This window comes from Streptomyces sp. AP-93 (assembly GCF_022808175.1).
In the GTDB taxonomy this organism is placed as follows: domain Bacteria; phylum Actinomycetota; class Actinomycetes; order Streptomycetales; family Streptomycetaceae; genus Streptomyces.
In genome coordinates this window covers 1-15856 of record NZ_JALGBX010000015.1, presented here as the reverse complement: position 1 = coordinate 15856, position 15856 = coordinate 1, and the positions used below count along the sequence as shown (strand labels likewise).

General features: G+C 70.2%; 12 protein-coding genes. 8 read left to right on the top strand and 4 right to left on the bottom strand.

Annotated elements, in window-relative coordinates:
• Nucleotides 1-24: 24 nt before the first annotated feature.
• The gene (eccCa, locus tag MTF69_RS23860; protein WP_243337513.1) at nucleotides 25-4008 is read right to left on the bottom strand and encodes a type VII secretion protein EccCa; all 3984 of its coding nucleotides are present in this window, start codon (nucleotides 4006-4008) and stop codon (nucleotides 25-27) included.
• Nucleotides 4009-4244: 236 nt separating this feature from the next.
• Between eccCa and eccD the strand changes: the two genes are divergently transcribed.
• The 6 genes from eccD to MTF69_RS23830 all read left to right on the top strand — a co-directional run bounded on the left by eccD (nucleotide 4245) and on the right by MTF69_RS23830 (nucleotide 11405).
• Complete coding sequence (eccD, locus tag MTF69_RS23855; protein ID WP_243337511.1) at nucleotides 4245-5750, top strand: type VII secretion integral membrane protein EccD; 1506 nt, start codon at nucleotides 4245-4247, stop codon at nucleotides 5748-5750.
• Nucleotides 5751-5922: 172 nt separating this feature from the next.
• On the top strand, nucleotides 5923-6210 hold the full coding sequence (rpsO, locus tag MTF69_RS23850) for a 30S ribosomal protein S15 (protein ID WP_243337509.1): 288 nt from the start codon (nucleotides 5923-5925) through the stop codon (nucleotides 6208-6210).
• Nucleotides 6211-6507: 297 nt separating this feature from the next.
• Nucleotides 6508-8730 carry a polyribonucleotide nucleotidyltransferase gene (locus MTF69_RS23845; RefSeq protein WP_243337828.1) on the top strand — a complete coding sequence of 741 codons (2223 nt, stop codon included), beginning with the start codon at nucleotides 6508-6510 and terminating at the stop codon, nucleotides 8728-8730.
• Complete coding sequence (locus MTF69_RS23840) at nucleotides 8727-10106, top strand: pitrilysin family protein (protein WP_243337506.1); 1380 nt, start codon at nucleotides 8727-8729, stop codon at nucleotides 10104-10106. Before MTF69_RS23845 ends, MTF69_RS23840 begins: the two co-directional genes overlap by 4 nt.
• A gap of 74 nt (nucleotides 10107-10180) precedes the next feature.
• Nucleotides 10181-10933, top strand: a complete 753-nt coding sequence (gene dapB / locus MTF69_RS23835; RefSeq protein ID WP_243337505.1) for a 4-hydroxy-tetrahydrodipicolinate reductase — start codon at nucleotides 10181-10183, stop codon at nucleotides 10931-10933.
• Between the two features lie 19 nt (nucleotides 10934-10952).
• Nucleotides 10953-11405 (top strand): hypothetical protein, encoded by a 453-nt coding sequence (locus MTF69_RS23830; RefSeq protein ID WP_243337495.1) that lies wholly within the window; start codon nucleotides 10953-10955, stop codon nucleotides 11403-11405.
• A 58-nt stretch (nucleotides 11406-11463) separates the two neighbouring features.
• On the opposite strand, the gene MTF69_RS23825 is transcribed toward MTF69_RS23830, so the two are convergent.
• Together MTF69_RS23825 and MTF69_RS23820 are read right to left on the bottom strand one after the other, a co-directional pair.
• Nucleotides 11464-12021 carry a PH domain-containing protein gene (locus tag MTF69_RS23825; protein WP_243337486.1) on the bottom strand — a complete coding sequence of 186 codons (558 nt, stop codon included), beginning with the start codon at nucleotides 12019-12021 and terminating at the stop codon, nucleotides 11464-11466.
• 48 nt (nucleotides 12022-12069) lie between these two features.
• Nucleotides 12070-12309 carry a hypothetical protein gene (locus MTF69_RS23820; RefSeq protein ID WP_243337485.1) on the bottom strand — a complete coding sequence of 80 codons (240 nt, stop codon included), beginning with the start codon at nucleotides 12307-12309 and terminating at the stop codon, nucleotides 12070-12072.
• A 369-nt stretch (nucleotides 12310-12678) separates the two neighbouring features.
• On the opposite strand from MTF69_RS23820, the gene dapA reads away from it, so the two are divergent.
• The gene (gene dapA, locus MTF69_RS23815) at nucleotides 12679-13578 is read left to right on the top strand and encodes a 4-hydroxy-tetrahydrodipicolinate synthase (protein ID WP_243337484.1); all 900 of its coding nucleotides are present in this window, start codon (nucleotides 12679-12681) and stop codon (nucleotides 13576-13578) included.
• A gap of 116 nt (nucleotides 13579-13694) precedes the next feature.
• Nucleotides 13695-15380 (top strand): ribonuclease J, encoded by a 1686-nt coding sequence (locus tag MTF69_RS23810; protein WP_243337480.1) that lies wholly within the window; start codon nucleotides 13695-13697, stop codon nucleotides 15378-15380.
• 210 nt (nucleotides 15381-15590) lie between these two features.
• On the opposite strand, the gene MTF69_RS23805 is transcribed toward MTF69_RS23810, so the two are convergent.
• Nucleotides 15591-15856: hypothetical protein (locus MTF69_RS23805; RefSeq protein WP_243337479.1), on the bottom strand; the 266-nt coding region annotated here is incomplete at its 5' end.

The window sequence follows — 15856 nt, the reverse complement described above, 5'->3', positions numbered from 1 at the left end:
CCTCCGGTACCGCGGCCCCGGCACCTACAGCCCCGGCATCCGCCCGATCTGGATCAGCGAGGTCCCGCGCTTGCGCGAGACGAAGGAGGCCCGGCCCGGAGGCATGGGGCGCGGCCGCACATTGCCGACCAGATCGCCCTCGGACGGATCACCGGACAGCACCACGCCCTGCGCGCCCAGCTCCTTGATCCGCTGCATGAACGGCTCGTACAGCGCGCGCGAGGCACCCGCCGAGCTGCGCGCGATCACGAAGCGCACGCCCGTGTCCCGGGCGAACGGCAGGAACTCCACCAGCTGCGTCAGCGGATTGCCCTGACTCGTGGCCACCAGGTCGAAGTCGTCGATGATGATGAACACGTCCGGGCCCGTCCACCAGCTGCGGTCGCGCAACTGCTGCGGAGTGACGTCCTGCGGGGGCTGCCGGCGGGCGAACACCCCGGCCAGCGCCTCCATGTGCATCTGCAGGGAGCTCGCCATCGGCGCGTACTCCAGCAGGTGCTCCTCCGGCAGCGCGCCGAGCAGGCTGCGCCGGTAGTCGCCGACCACCAGCCGGGCCCGGTCCGGGCCGTAGCGCTCCGCGATCCGCTGCGCGATCAGCCGCAGCAGGTTGGTCTTGCCCGACTCGCTCTCGCCGAACACGAGGAGGAAGGGGTCGGTCTCGAAGTCGACGAACACCGGCTCCAGCTCGGTCTCGTCGATGCCGATCGCGATCCCGCGCTCCGGGTACTCCGCGCCCTTGGGAAGCTGGTCGGCGTGGAGCAGCCGAGGCAGCAGCCGCACGCCGGGGGCCGCCTGGCCCGTCCAGTTCTGCTTCACGGCGTCCACGAAGGCGGCCGTGGCCTCCGACAGGTCCTCCGCCGCGTGCGAGCCGTCGACCCGCGGCAGCGCGCCCAGGAAGTGCAGCTTCTCCGCGACCTGGCCGCGGCCCGGCATCCCCGTCGGCACGTTCGCCGCCACCTTGCGGTCGAACTCGGAGTCCATGACATCGCCGAGGCGCAGCTCCAGCCGACTGAGGATCTGGTCCTTCAGCGCGGCCCGGACCTCCATGTACCGGGCGACCGTGACCACCACGTGGATGCCGTATCCCAGCCCGCGGGACGCGATGTCCGTGACGACCTGCTCCAGGGCCTCGTACTCGCCCCGGAAGCCGCCCCAGCCGTCGACGACCAGGAACACGTCGCCCCAGGCCTCCCCGGGCAGCTCGCCCGCGGCCCGCCGGCGCCGGTAGGTGCCGATCGAGTCGATGCCGTTCGCGCGGAAGAACTCCTCGCGCCGGCGCAGCACCCCGGCCACCTCCGCGACCGTGCGCCGCACCCGCTCCGGGTCCAGCCGGGACGCGATCCCGCCCACGTGCGGCAGTTCGGCCAGCGAGGACAGACCGCCGCCGCCGAAGTCCAGCCCGTAGAACTGCACCTCGCGCGGGGTGTGCGTCAGCGCGAACGAGGAGATCAGCGTCCGCATCAGCGTGGACTTGCCCGACTGCGGACCGCCGACCACCATCATGTGGCCCGCCGCACCCGAGAAGTCCCGGTACAGCACCTCGCGCCGCTGCTCGAACGGCTTGTCGATGAGCCCGAGCGGCACGACCAGCCCGCCCGGCCGCGTGTACCCCTCCGCGTGCAGCCCCCGCTCCGCGCTCGGCGCCAGCGCCGGCAGCAGCTGGTCCAGCGGCGGAGCCTGGTCCAGCGGCGGCAGCCACACCTGGTGCGCCGGCACCCCCTGCCCCTCCAGCCGTCCCACGATCACGTCCAGCACCGTGTCCGCCAGCGCGTCGTCGCCCTGCGCGGCACGCTCGGCCTCCGCCGCCCGCGCCGACAGGTACGCCGGGTCCGGAGCCGCGTACACCACCGGCACCGGCGCCGCCGTGAACAGCACCGGCCGCCGCTCCACCGGGAACAGCCCGACCGACAGGTCCGGCCCGCCCGAGCGGTAGGTGCCCGAGACGTACGCCGCCTTGAAGCGCGTCATCTCGTCCGTACCGAACTTCAGGTAGCCCGAACCGGGCACCGACGGCAGGTGGTAGGCGTCCGGCACGCCGATCGCGGTCCGCGACTCCGCCGCCGAGAAGGTCCGCAGACCGATCCGGTACGACAGGTACGTGTCCAGCCCGCGCAGCTTGCCCTCCTCCAGCCGCTGCGAGGCCAGCAGCAGGTGCACGCCCAGCGACCGGCCGATGCGGCCGATCTGGATGAACATGTCGATGAAGTCCGGCTTCGCGGTCAGCAGTTCGGAGAACTCGTCGATGACCAGCACCAGCGAGGCCAGCGGCTCCAGCGGAGCACCCGCCGCGCGGGCCTTCTCGTAGTCGTGGATGTTCGCGTAGTTGCCCGCCGAACGCAGCAGCTCCTGCCGGCGCTGCAGCTCGCCGCGGATCGAGTCGCCCATGCGGTCCACGAGCGTCAGGTCGTCCGCCAGGTTGGTGATGACCGCCGCGACGTGCGGCATCTGCCCCATCCCGGTGAAGGTCGCACCGCCCTTGAAGTCGGCGAGTACGAAGTTCAGCGTCTCCGAGGTGTGCGTGACGGCCAGCCCCAGCACCAGCGTGCGCAGCAGCTCCGACTTGCCCGAACCGGTCGCGCCCACGCACAGCCCGTGCGGGCCCATGCCCTCCTGCGCGGCCTCCTTCAGGTCCAGCATCACCGGGGAGCCGTCCTCGCCGACCCCGATCGGCACGCGCAGCCGCTCGCCGGCGGAGCGCGGCCGCCAGGTCCGGGCCACGTCCACGGCGGCCGCGTCGCCCAGGTTCAGCAGGTCGGTGAAGTCCAGATTGGCGAGCAGCGGCTCGTCCTCGTCCCCGCCGCCCGTCCGCAGCGGCGCCAGCTGCCGCGCCAGCGCCTCGGCCGCCGGCAGCGACAGGGTGTCCGGCAGACCCTCGTAGGCGAAGCCCGCACCCGACTCCAGCCGCAGCCGGCCCGGCCGCACCACGACCGACAGCCCGCCGCGCGCCTCGTCCAGCTCGCCCGCCACCACCTCGACGACGGTGACCCCCTGCAGACCCTCGGCCGCCGCGAACACCGAGTCCGGCGGCACCAGACCCCCGCGGGAACCCGAGTCCAGTACGAGGACCACGTGCGGCTGGTCCAGCACCGGGGAGCCCTCCCGGCTGAACCGGGGCCGCCCCTCCAGCCGGGAACCGAGCAGCCCCTCCAGCTCACCGATGTCGTCGCCGAACAGCCGCTTCGTGCCGGCCCCGTCGATCTGACCCGGAACCTGGGTGTGCGGCAGCCACTTCACCCAGTCCCACTCCGCGACCGCGCCCGGCGCCGCCACCACGGCCACCATCAGGTCCTCGGGGGAGTGCAGCGTCGCCAGTTGCGCCACCAGCGCCCGCGCGGTGCCCCGCGCCGACTCGGGCTCCCCGGAGACCGTCACGTGGTAGAACGCCCGCAACGACACCGCCATCGGCAGCCCGTCCAGCGAGGAGTGCACCCGCAGGAACCGCTGCATGGCGCCCGCCGCCAGCGGCTCCAGCTCGTCCACCGGCGCCGTGTCCGGAGCCACCAGCGGGGTCGCCAGGCGCTGCGCGCCCAGCCCCAGCCGGGCCTGCCCGAAGTCCGCGTCGCCGACCCGGCGCTCCCACAGCCGCGAACCCTCGGCGACCACCGACCACAACTGCTCCGGAGCCGGGTGCAGGTACAGCTGCGCGTCACGCTGGGCCCGCGCGGTCCTGCGTACCTGACGGCGGGTCTGAGCCAGGTACTTGAGGTAGTCCCGCCGGATGTCGGCCATCTGCCCCTGCGTACCGCGCCGGTGCCGCACCAACTGGGCCACGAGCATGCCCACCGTCGACACCATCATCAGCACGCCCATGATGCGCATGAACGGCGCGGCACCCGGCATGAAGAAGAAGACGGCGGACGAGCCCATCCCGAGCATCGGGAGGAGCTGCATCAGCACGCCCTCCTGCTGCCCCCGCGGGAGTTCCGGCGGTGCCTCGAGCCTCAGTTCGTCCGAAGGGACTTCGGGCGGCAGCGACCGGGGCGGACGTTTGACGACGATCTGGCTCACCGGAGCATCAATCCCTCGAAAACAGACGGGACGTCGCAACCGGCGCCCTCAAGTCCCGGGCGCGAAGGGGATCTCCTTCGCAGAGGGGTGATCCTACTTGCCGACAGTCATCAGCACTCCCGGTAGGGTGGCGCGCGCGGCATGCGCATCCGCGAACCGGCTGCGCACCGGCGGGCGGACCACCGCCGCCGGCGCACCCACGCACACCAACGCACACACCCACCGGGGGGCATCAGGTGAACACCGCCGAGGCGACCGGCTTCCGCAGGGTCACCGTCGTGGCTCCCGACAGCCGCATAGACGTCGCCCTCCCCGAGGACATCGCCGTCGCCGACATCTACCCCGAGCTGCTGCGCCTCACCGGCCAGACGCAGCCCGTCGGCGCACCCACCGGCTTCCACCTGGTCCTGCGCTCCGGCACCGTCCTCGACGGCGCCCGCACCCTCGCGGCCCAGCAGGTCCTGGACGGCGAAGTGCTGAGCCTGCGCCCCTTCGCCGAATCCCTGCCGCCCGCCGTCTTCGACGACGTCTCCGACGCCGTCGCCGCCGCCGTGGTGCGCGACCGCCAGCGATGGAGCGACGACATGCTGCGCGGCGCGGGCCTGACCGGCGCCGCCGTCCTCTTCGTCCTGCTCGGCTTCGTCCTCTGGTACGCCGACCCCGTCCTGCACGACATGCACGGACTGCCCGGCATCATCGCCGGCTCCGTCGGCCTGCTCCTCACCGCCGCCGCGGGGGTCCGCGCCCGGGTCTACCGCGACCGCGGCTCCGCCGTCGCCCTCGGCCTCGCCGCCGTACCGCACCTGCTGCTCGCCGGCTCCGGCATCATCGCCCCCGCCGCGGGCCAGGGCCCCGGCCGTCTCCAGTTCCTCCTCGGCTGCGTCTGCGTGCTCGTCGCCTCCGTCGCCCTCGTCGCCCTCACCCCCGACGGCGACGCACCCTTCGTCGCGACCACCTTCCTCGCCGCCACCGGGACCCTGGCCACGTTCGCCGCCATCACCGCCGACGCGGGCGCGACCTCCGCCGCGGCCGTCTGCGCCCCCGCCGCCATCGGCCTCGTCGCCTTCCTCCCCGGCTTCTCCGCCCGCTTCGCCCGGCTCCCCATCGGCTACGCCGCCCCGCAGAGCGCCACCGCCGAGTACGAGACCCCGGACCGCTACGACACCGAGCCGTACGGTGAGCGCTCCGCCACCGACGGGCACGACGCCGGAGCCCCGCTCGACGCCGAGGCCATCGCCGCCCAGGCCCGCCGCGGCCACGAGATGCTCCTCGGCCTCGTCGGCGGCTGCGCGGCCGTCGCCGTCGGCTCCGCGGCCGTCCTCGGCTTCTCGGACAACACCTGGGCCCGGCTCCTGGCCCTGGCCACCGGGCTCGCCATGCTGCTGCGCGCCCGGCTCTTCCGCTATACCTCCCAGGTCGCCTGCACCCTGGTGGCGGGCTTCGCCGCCCTCGGCCTGCTCGTCCTGGGCCTCGCCATCCACCCGCCGGCCGCCCTGCTCAAGGAGCTCGCCCTCTACGGAGACCACAGCGGCCTGGAGATCCGTACGCTCTGGCTCTCCGCCGCCGTAGCCGCCGGCGCGGCCCTCCTCGTCGGAATTGCGCTGGTCATTCCCCGCAAGGGTCTGTCACCCTTCTGGGGGCGGCTGCTCGACCTCACCGAGGCGGCGGTCCTGCTCAGCCTTGTCCCGCTGACCCTTGCGGTGCTCGACGTCTACGCCCGGGCCCGCGCTCTCACCAACTGAGACAGGGGCCTGCGGCAGCCTGGTACGCTGTGTGACGGCCGTTTGTGTACGCGCCCCCGGAAGATTCCGGAGGCTGCGCTCAACGGACCCCGCCTCCCGAGTTACGGAAGATCCCCAGAGAATTCGACCTGGGGCACTCGGCGGCTATGAAGACCTATTACAAGGAGTACGCGTGCCGCTCGACGCCGCAGTCAAGAAGCAGCTCATCGCAGAGTTTGGTGCCAAGGAGGGCGACACCGGCTCCCCCGAGGTCCAGGTCGCGATGCTGTCCCGCCGCATCTCGGACCTGACCGAGCACCTGAAGTCCCACAAGCACGACCACCACTCCCGTCGTGGTCTGCTGATCCTGGTCGGCCAGCGTCGCCGCCTGCTGCAGTACCTGGCCAAGAAGGACATCCAGCGCTTCCGTACGCTGGTCGAGCGCCTCGGCATCCGCCGCGGTGCGGCCGGCGCCAAGTAAAGACGCTGTGAAGGGAGCGGTTCCCACATTGAGGGGGCCGCTCCCTTTGCTGTACGTGCGCGACGTACCGGACGCTTTGTAGTCTGGAAGCGTCCACGTCGAAAGACGTGCACAACTGAAGAGGAGGAGCGCCCTCCCTACGCCGCCGGTCCTCGGTAGTGGCATCCGGAAAGCCCGCACGTGGCTTCGCCCGGCTGCTTCGATCGAAGACCGGCCCGCACGCAAGGAGCGCTTCTCCGCAACCGTCCACCACCACACGGGTGGCGGACGGAGACGACGAAAATGGAGAAAACGCTAGTGGAGAACGAGACCCACTACGCCGAGGCCGTCATTGACAACGGTTCCTTCGGCACCCGCACCATCCGCTTCGAGACGGGCCGTCTGGCCCGCCAGGCCGCCGGCTCCGCCGTTGCCTACCTGGACGACGACACGATGGTGCTTTCCGCCACCACCGCGTCGAAGAAGCCCAAGGACCAGCTCGACTTCTTCCCCCTGACGGTGGACGTCGAGGAGCGGCAGTACGCGGCCGGCAAGATCCCCGGCTCGTTCTTCCGCCGCGAGGGCCGCCCCTCCGAGGACGCGATCCTCACCTGCCGCCTGATCGACCGCCCGCTGCGCCCGTCCTTCAAGAAGGGCCTGCGCAACGAGATCCAGGTCGTCGCGACGATCATGGCGCTCAACCCCGACCACCTGTACGACGTCGTGGCGATCAACGCCGCCTCCGCGTCCACCCAGCTGGCCGGCCTGCCCTTCTCCGGCCCGATCGGCGGCGTCCGCGTCGCGCTGATCCGCGGCCAGTGGGTCGCCTTCCCGACGCACACCGAGCTCGAGGACGCCGTCTTCGACATGGTCGTCGCGGGCCGCGTGCTCGAGGACGGCGACGTCGCGATCATGATGGTCGAGGCCGAGGCCACCGAGAAGACCATCGCCCTGGTCAAGGGCGGCGCCGAGGCGCCGACCGAGGAGGTCGTGGCCGCCGGCCTCGACGCCTCGAAGCCCTTCATCAAGGTCCTCTGCAAGGCCCAGGCAGACCTGGCCGCCAAGGCCGCCAAGCCCGAGGGCGAGTTCCCGGTCTTCCTGGACTACCAGGACGACGTCTACGAGGCCCTCTCGGCCGCGGTCAAGGGCGAGCTCTCCCAGGCGCTGACCATCGCGGCCAAGCAGGACCGCGAGGCCGAGCTGGACCGCGTCAAGGAGATCGCCGCCGAGAAGCTCCTCCCGGCCTTCGAAGGCCGCGAGAAGGAGATCTCCGCCGCGTACCGCAGCCTGACCAAGGCCCTGGTCCGCGAGCGCGTCATCAAGGACAAGGTCCGCATCGACGGCCGCGGGATCACGGACATCCGTACCCTCGCCGCCGAGGTCGAGGCCATCCCGCGCGTGCATGGCTCGGCGCTGTTCGAGCGTGGCGAGACCCAGATCCTGGGCGTCACCACCCTCAACATGCTCCGTATGGAGCAGCAGCTGGACACCCTTTCCCCGGTGACCCGCAAGCGCTACATGCACAACTACAACTTCCCGCCGTATTCGGTCGGCGAGACCGGCCGCGTCGGTTCGCCGAAGCGCCGCGAGATCGGCCACGGCGCGCTCGCCGAGCGCGCGATCGTGCCCGTCCTCCCGACGCGCGAGGAGTTCCCCTACGCGATCCGCCAGGTGTCCGAGGCTCTCGGCTCCAACGGCTCGACGTCCATGGGCTCGGTCTGCGCCTCCACCATGTCGCTGCTGAACGCCGGTGTGCCCCTCAAGGCCCCCGTCGCCGGTATCGCCATGGGCCTGATCTCGCAGGAGATCGACGGCAAGACCCACTACGTCGCCCTCACCGACATCCTCGGTGCGGAGGACGCCTTCGGCGACATGGACTTCAAGGTCGCCGGCACCAAGGAGTTCGTCACCGCGCTCCAGCTGGACACCAAGCTCGACGGCATCCCGGCCTCGGTTCTGGCCGCCGCCCTCAAGCAGGCCCGCGACGCCCGCCTCCACATCCTCGACGTGATGATGGAAGCGATCGACACGCCGGACGCCATGTCCCCGTTCGCCCCCCGGATCATCACCGTCAAGATCCCGGTGGACAAGATCGGTGAGGTCATCGGGCCCAAGGGCAAGATGATCAACCAGATCCAGGAGGACACCGGCGCCGAGATCACGATCGAGGACGACGGCACCATCTACATCGGTGCCGCCGACGGTCCGGCCGCCGAGGCCGCCCGCGCCACGATCAACCAGATCGCCAACCCGACCATGCCGGAGGTCGGCGAGCGGTACCTGGGTACGGTCGTCAAGACCACCACCTTCGGTGCCTTCGTCTCCCTCATGCCCGGCAAGGACGGCCTGCTGCACATCTCGCAGATCCGCAAGCTCGCCGGTGGCAAGCGCGTGGAGAACGTCGAGGACGTGCTCGCGGTCGGCACCAAGGTCCAGGTCGAGATCGCCGAGATCGACTCCCGCGGCAAGCTCTCCCTGGTCCCCGTGATCGACGGCGAGGCCGCCGGCGACGACGCTGACAAGGACGACTCCGACAAGTGACGTCGCGTAGTTCCCGTGTGACGGCCCGCCCCTCTTCGGAGGGGCGGGCCGTCGCCCGTACCCAAACACTGCTCAAGGGCGCAGGCGGCATCGGCACCGTCCGCCGCACGGTCCTCCCCGGCGGACTGCGCGTCGTCACCGAGACCCTGCCGTCCGTCCGCTCCGCCACCTTCGGGATCTGGGCGCACGTCGGCTCCCGGGACGAGACGCCTTCTCTGAACGGCGCCACGCACTACCTGGAGCACCTCCTCTTCAAGGGCACAGAGAAGCGCAGTGCCCTCGACATCTCCTCCGCGATCGACGCGGTCGGCGGCGAGATGAACGCCTTCACGGCGAAGGAGTACACCTGCTATTACGCGCGGGTGCTCGACACCGACCTGCCGCTGGCCATCGACGTCGTGTGCGACATGCTCACCGGCTCGCTGATCCTCGAATCCGATGTCGACGCCGAGCGCGGAGTCATCCTCGAAGAGATCGCGATGACCGAGGACGACCCGGGCGACATGGTCCACGACCTGTTCGCCCAGACCATGTACGGGGACACCCCGCTCGGGCGCCCCGTCCTCGGCACCGTCGACACGATCAACGCGCTCACCGCCGACCGGATCCGCCGCTTCTACAAGAAGCACTACGACCCCACCCACCTGGTCGTGGCGGCCGCGGGCAACGTCGACCACAACAAGGTCGTACGCCAGGTCCGCGCGGCCTTCGAGAAGGCCGGCGCCCTGACCCGTACGGACGCCGAGCCGGTCGGTCCGCGCTCCGGCACCAAGCGGATCCGCGCCTCCGGCCGCGTCGAGCTGGTCAACCGCAAGACCGAGCAGGCCCACGTGGTCCTCGGCATGCCGGCGCTGGCCCGCACCGACGAGCGCCGCTGGGCGCTCGGCGTATTGAACACCGCGCTCGGCGGCGGCATGTCCTCCCGCCTCTTCCAGGAGGTCCGCGAGAAGCGCGGCCTGGCCTACAGCGTGTACTCGTACACCTCGGGCTTCGCCGACACCGGCCTCTTCGGCGTCTACGCGGGCTGCCGCCCCAGCCAGGTCCACGACGTACTGCGGATCTGCCGGGACGAGCTCGACAAGGTCGCCTCCGACGGGCTCACCGACGAGGAGATCCGGCGGGCCGTCGGCCAGCTGTCCGGCTCCACCGTCCTCGGCCTGGAGGACACCGGCGCGATCATGAACCGCATCGGCAAGAGCGAGCTGTGCTGGGGCGACCAGATGTCGGTCGACGACCTGCTGGCCCGGATCGCGGCCGTCACTCCGGACGAAGTGCGCTCGGTCGCGCAGGACGTCCTGGCGCAGCGGCCCTCGCTCGCGGTGATCGGCCCGCTGAAGGAGAAGCAGGCGGCCCGTCTCGACGAGGCCGTCGCCTAGCCAGGCCACTCTCAGGAGCACGTCGCCCGGGCCCCGGGACAGGGCCCGGGCCCGTACGCACTTTAAGGAATGACATGAGCAAGCTGCGCGTGGCAGTTCTCGGCGCCCAGGGCCGCATCGGCTCCGAGGCGGTCAAGGCCGTCGAGGCCGCCGAGGACATGGAACTGGTGGCCGCCCTCGGCCGCGGAGACAAGCTGGAGACGCTGGCCGAGGCCGGCGCCCAGGTCGCGGTCGAGCTGACCACCCCCGCCTCGGTGATGGAGAACCTGGAGTTCCTCGTCCGCCACGGCATCCACGGAGTGGTCGGCACCACCGGCTGGACCGAGGACCGCCTCGGCCGGCTGAACACCTGGCTCGCCGCTTCCCCGGCGACCGGCGTGCTCATCGCCCCGAACTTCTCCATCGGCGCGGTCCTCACGATGAAGTTCGCCGCGCAGGCCGCCCGGTACTTCGAGTCCGTCGAGGTCGTCGAACTGCACCACCCGAACAAGGTCGACGCCCCCTCCGGCACGGCGACCCGTACGGCGCAGCTCATCGCGGCCGCCCGCGCCGAGGCCGGCCTCGGCGCGCAGCCCGACGCCACCGCCACCGGGCTCGACGGCGCGCGCGGCGCGGACGTCGACGGCGTCCCGGTGCACGCGATCCGCCTCCGCGGCCTGCTGGCCCACCAGGAGGTGCTCCTCGGCGGCGAGGGCGAGACCCTGACCATCCGTCACGACTCCCTGCACCACAGCAGCTTCATGCCGGGCATCCTGCTCGGCGCGCGCCGCGTGACGCAGACCCCGGGCCTCACCTTCGGCCTGGAAAACTTCCTCGAACTCGGCTGACGAGCAGGCGGCGGCACCCATGCGCGCGAAGATCCTCTACTTCATCACGGCCGCGGTCCTGGTCGTGTACTTCGTCCTGGTCGGCAGCAGGGGCCTGATGCTGATCCGGCACGGGACCTGGCTCACCGTCACCTTCGGGGTGGCCGTGCTGATCCTGCCGGTCATCGGCGTCTGGTTCCTCTGGAAGAACACCCAGTTCGTCACCAGGGCCAACCAGCTCGGAGCCGAGCTGGAGGCCGAGGGCGGGCTGCCCGTCGACGAGCTGGAGCGGGACAAGTACGGCCGGATCCTGCGGGACTCGGCCGACGAGGTCTTCGCGCGCCGCAGGGCGGAGACGCAGGACGCGCCGGGGGACTGGCGCAGCTGGTTCCGCCTCGCCATCGCCTACCACGACGCCCGCGACACCCCGCGGGCCCGCAAGGCCATGCAGCGGGCCATCTCCCTGCATGACGGAAAGCCCGTACAAGCCTGAGCCTGTACGGGCTTCCGGTGCGCGTGACGCCCGCTCAGGGGCGCCCGGGCGGGCGTCCTCAGGCCGGCACGGCCCGGTACTCGTCGGCCCAGGCCTCGACCGCGCCGGCGGCCCGGTCGAAGGCCTCGGTCCGCGACAGGAAATCGGCGCTGTGGTCGGTCAGCAGTACCGGCAGTTCGACGCCACCGCGCGCGGCCACCGTCAGGGCCTGGCCCTGCACGGTCCTCGGCAGCCCGAGCCAGCGCACGGGCTGCTGCACCGTGCGGACCTCGCCGACCTGGTTCCAGGGGATCGAGCGGGTGGTGAAGAACCCCGCCACACGCAGCCCCTTGGGGCTCACCCAGACGCCCGTGCGCAGCAGCCGCAGGGCGGAGCCGACCACGGCCAGCGAGGCGAGCAGACCGCCCAGGGCGCCGGCCCAGGTGCCGGCGGCCACGATGATCACCGTGGCGAACAGCATGAACGAGCCGAGCAGCAGCAGCACCGCGGCGATGGCAACCCGCCAGGGCCCCGGACGGTAGGGGCGACGCCAGCGGTCGGGGTCTTCGTAGGGGAGCGTTTCCCCGGTGTCGTGCGCGTCGAATGCGCCGTCGGCCGTCAAAAAGGGCAGGGGCACGGCAGGACCTCACTCACATGCACGTTCGGTTGGGCTGTGCCCGTGAGGCTACCGCCCCTCGGATGCCTCCGACTGCTGCGACTTCGCCGGTGCGTGGCTCGGCTGCAGTGCCGGGATGCCGAAGAGCAGCGATCCGACGAGCCCCGCCACGACGGTCAGTCCGACCAGACTACGGGCGGCGATCTGGGTCTTGCTCAGACTCTCGCGCGGCGGTGGAGTGACGTTGCTGCGGAATCGGTCGGCCTCGGCGACGAAGGCGAACGGGACGGGTTCGCGCCGGCGGAACATGGGGAACGACTCTCCTCACGGTCAGGGCCCTGGGGCGGTGGGGGCAGGATGGGCGGGCGTTCTACCCGGTAGGACGTGCGAAAGGCCCGATCGGTGCCGGTTTTCGGGACATTAACCAAATTTTATGGCGCTGCGTCAGCCTTCCCGCGGTCGGCCGCGGTGCCCCGTACGGGCGGAGCGGCCGGTTCCGTACGGATGTACGAGACAAGTCCGAAGTGTCCGTATTGCCACGTTTCGTAAAGTTCATCTAGGCTGATCAAACGGACCCGGCACTGCTTGAACCCCCGAGCAGGCAGTGCCGGGCTCCAACACCCTCATCACGTCCCCCGAGGGGACACCGCGAGCATGGCAGCGAGTAGCGTGTTACCCATGGCTCCGATCTCGACTCCGCAGACCCCCTTCGGGCGGGTCCTCACCGCCATGATCACGCCGTTTACGGCGGATGGCGCACTTGACCTCGATGGCGCGCAGCAGCTCGCCGTCCACTTGGTGGACGCAGGCAACGACGGCCTGATCATCAACGGCACCACCGGTGAGTCGCCGACCACCACTGACGCGGAGAAAAACGACCTCGTACGAGCCGTACTCGAAGCGGTCGGAGACCGGGCCCACGTGGTCGCCGGCATCGGCACCAATGACACCCGTCACACCCTCGAGCTGGCCCGTCAGGCCGAGCGCACCGGCGCCCACGGCCTGCTCGCGGTCACCCCGTACTACAGCAAGCCGCCGCAGGAGGGCCTTTTCCGGCACTTCACGGCGATCGCCGACGCCACCGAGCTCCCGGTGATGCTCTACGACATCCCCGGCCGCAGTGGTGTCCCGATCAATACGGAAACACTCGTCCGGCTGGCCGAGCACCCCCGTATCGTTGCCAACAAGGACGCCAAGGGCGACCTCGGACGCGCCAGCTGGGCCATCGCGCAGAGCGGCCTGGCCTGGTACTCCGGTGACGACATGCTGAACCTGCCGCTCCTGGCGGTCGGCGCGGTCGGCTTCGTCTCCGTGGTCGGTCACGTGGTTTCCCCCGAGCTCCGCGAGATGCTCGAGGCCCACCTGGGCGGCGACGTCCAGAAGGCCACCGAGATCCACCAGAAGCTGCTCCCCGTCTTCACCGGCATGTTCCGCACCCAGGGTGTGATCACCACCAAGGGCGCGCTGAACCTGCAGGGCCTGCCCGCGGGCCCGCTGCGGCTCCCGCTGGTCGAGCTGACCGCCGAAGAGACGGCGCAGCTCAAGATCGATCTTGCCGCCGGCGGGGTACAGCTCTGACATCAGACTTCACAACTGAATAAGCAGAACCACACAAGACGACAGCAAGTGCACGAATGACATGCGCGCCACGTGCCTCGACGGGTACGTGGCCGCGCGTGGTGAAGGAGAACCTTTTGAGCCATCCGCATCCTGAACTCGGTCCGCCGCCGAAGCTCCCCAAGGGCGGCCTTCGGGTCACCCCCCTGGGCGGGCTCGGTGAGATCGGCCGCAACATGACCGTCTTCGAGTTCGACGGCCGCCTGCTCATCGTCGACTGCGGCGTCCTGTTCCCCGAAGAGGAGCAGCCGGGCATCGACCTGATCCTGCCGGACTTCTCGTCCATCAGGGACCGGCTCGACGACATCGAGGGCATCGTCCTCACGCACGGCCACGAAGACCACATCGGCGCCGTCCCCTACCTCCTCCGGGAGAAGCCGGACATCCCGCTGATCGGCTCCAAGCTGACGCTGGCGCTCATCGAGGCCAAGCTCCAGGAGCACCGCATCCGCCCCTACACCCTCGAGGTGAAGGAAGGCGAGCGCGAGAACCTCGGCCCCTTCGACTGCGAGTTCATCGCGGTCAACCACTCCATCCCGGACGCCCTGGCCGTGGCCATCCGCACCGGCGCCGGCATGGTCGTGTGCACCGGTGACTTCAAGATGGACCAGCTCCCGCTGGACAACCGCCTCACCGACCTGCACGCCTTCGCGCGCCTGAGCGAAGAAGGCATCGACCTTCTCCTCTCGGACTCGACGAACGCCGAGGTCCCGGGCTTCGTCCCGCCCGAGCGCGAGATCTCGGGCGTCCTGCGCACGGTGTTCGCCAACGCCAACAACCGGATCATCGTGGCGAGCTTCGCGAGCCACGTGCACCGCATCCAGCAGATCCTCGACGCCGCACACGAGTACGGCCGCAGGGTCGCCTTCGTCGGCCGTTCGATGGTCCGCAACATGGGCATCGCCCGTGACCTGGGCTACCTGAAGGTCCCGGCCGGCCTGGTCGTGGACGTCAAGACCCTCGACGACCTGCCGGCCCACGAGGTCGTCCTGGTCTGCACGGGTTCGCAGGGCGAGCCGATGGCGGCCCTGTCCCGCATGGCGAACCGCGACCACCAGATCCGGATCGTCCCGGGCGACACGGTCATCCTGGCCTCGTCGCTCATCCCGGGCAACGAGAACGCGGTCTACCGCGTGATCAACGGCCTGACCCGGTGGGGCGCCAACGTCGTGCACAAGGGCAACGCCAAGGTGCACGTCTCCGGCCACGCCTCCGCCGGCGAGCTGCTGTACTTCTACAACATCTGCAAGCCGCGGAACCTGATGCCGGTCCACGGCGAATGGCGCCACCTGCGCGCGAACGCCGAGCTCGGCGCCCTGACGGGCGTACCGAAGGACCGGATCGTCATCGCCGAGGACGGCGTCGTCGTCGACCTCATCGACGGCAAGGCCCGCATCTCCGGCAAGGTCCAGGCCGGCTACGTCTACGTGGACGGCCTCTCGGTCGGCGACGTCACCGAAGCCCACCTCAAGGACCGCAAGATCCTCGGTGACGAGGGCATCATCTCGGTCTACGTCGTGGTGGACAGCACCACGGGCAAGATCGTCAGCGGCCCGAACATCCAGGCCCGCGGCTCCGGCATCGAGGACTCGGCGTTCAGCTCGGTCCTGCCGAAGATCGAGGAAGCCATCGCCCGAGCCGCCGCGGACGGTGTGGCCGAGCCGCACCAGATCCAGCAGCTCATCCGCCGCACGATGGGCAAGTGGGTCTCGGACGGCTACCGCCGCCGCCCCATGATCCTCCCGGTCGTCGTCGAGGTCTGATCCTCGCCCTAGCGACCACACCGGAGCGGGGCAACCGGATTTGCATCCGGGGGCCCCGCTCCAGTACGTTTACGTCTCCACCTCGCACGGCACCCCGGCACACACGTGTGCCCGGCCATGTTGATGCGGGCGGGTGGGAATACCAGAGCAGGGAAACCTGATAAAGTCTGGCTCGCCCGAAAGGGAATGGCTCTCCAATGGCCGTCCAATTCAAATCCAAGTCGGAAACGACATGGGAATGATCTGGTAGAGTTGGAATCGCAGGAAAGGGAAACGCGAAAGCGAAGAACTGGAAAGCGAAACCCGCTTCGACCGGGAATCGGACACGAGAGAGTCTGATAGAGTCGGAAACGCAAGAACAGAACGAAAGCCCGGAGGAAAGCCCCAGTAATTGTTACTGAGGGTGAGTACAAAGGAAGCGTCCGTTCCTTGAGAACTCAACAGCGTGCCAAAAATCAACGCCAAAAGTTGATACC

Coding starts and splice junctions, on each gene's coding strand:
- dapB (WP_243337505.1), top strand. CDS start 10,181: ATGAGCAAGCTGCGCGTGGCAGTTCTCGGCGCCCAGGGCCGCATCGGC.
- MTF69_RS23830 (WP_243337495.1), top strand. CDS start 10,953: ATGCGCGCGAAGATCCTCTACTTCATCACGGCCGCGGTCCTGGTCGTG.
- MTF69_RS23820 (WP_243337485.1), bottom strand. CDS start 12,309: ATGTTCCGCCGGCGCGAACCCGTCCCGTTCGCCTTCGTCGCCGAGGCC.
- dapA (WP_243337484.1), top strand. CDS start 12,679: ATGGCTCCGATCTCGACTCCGCAGACCCCCTTCGGGCGGGTCCTCACC.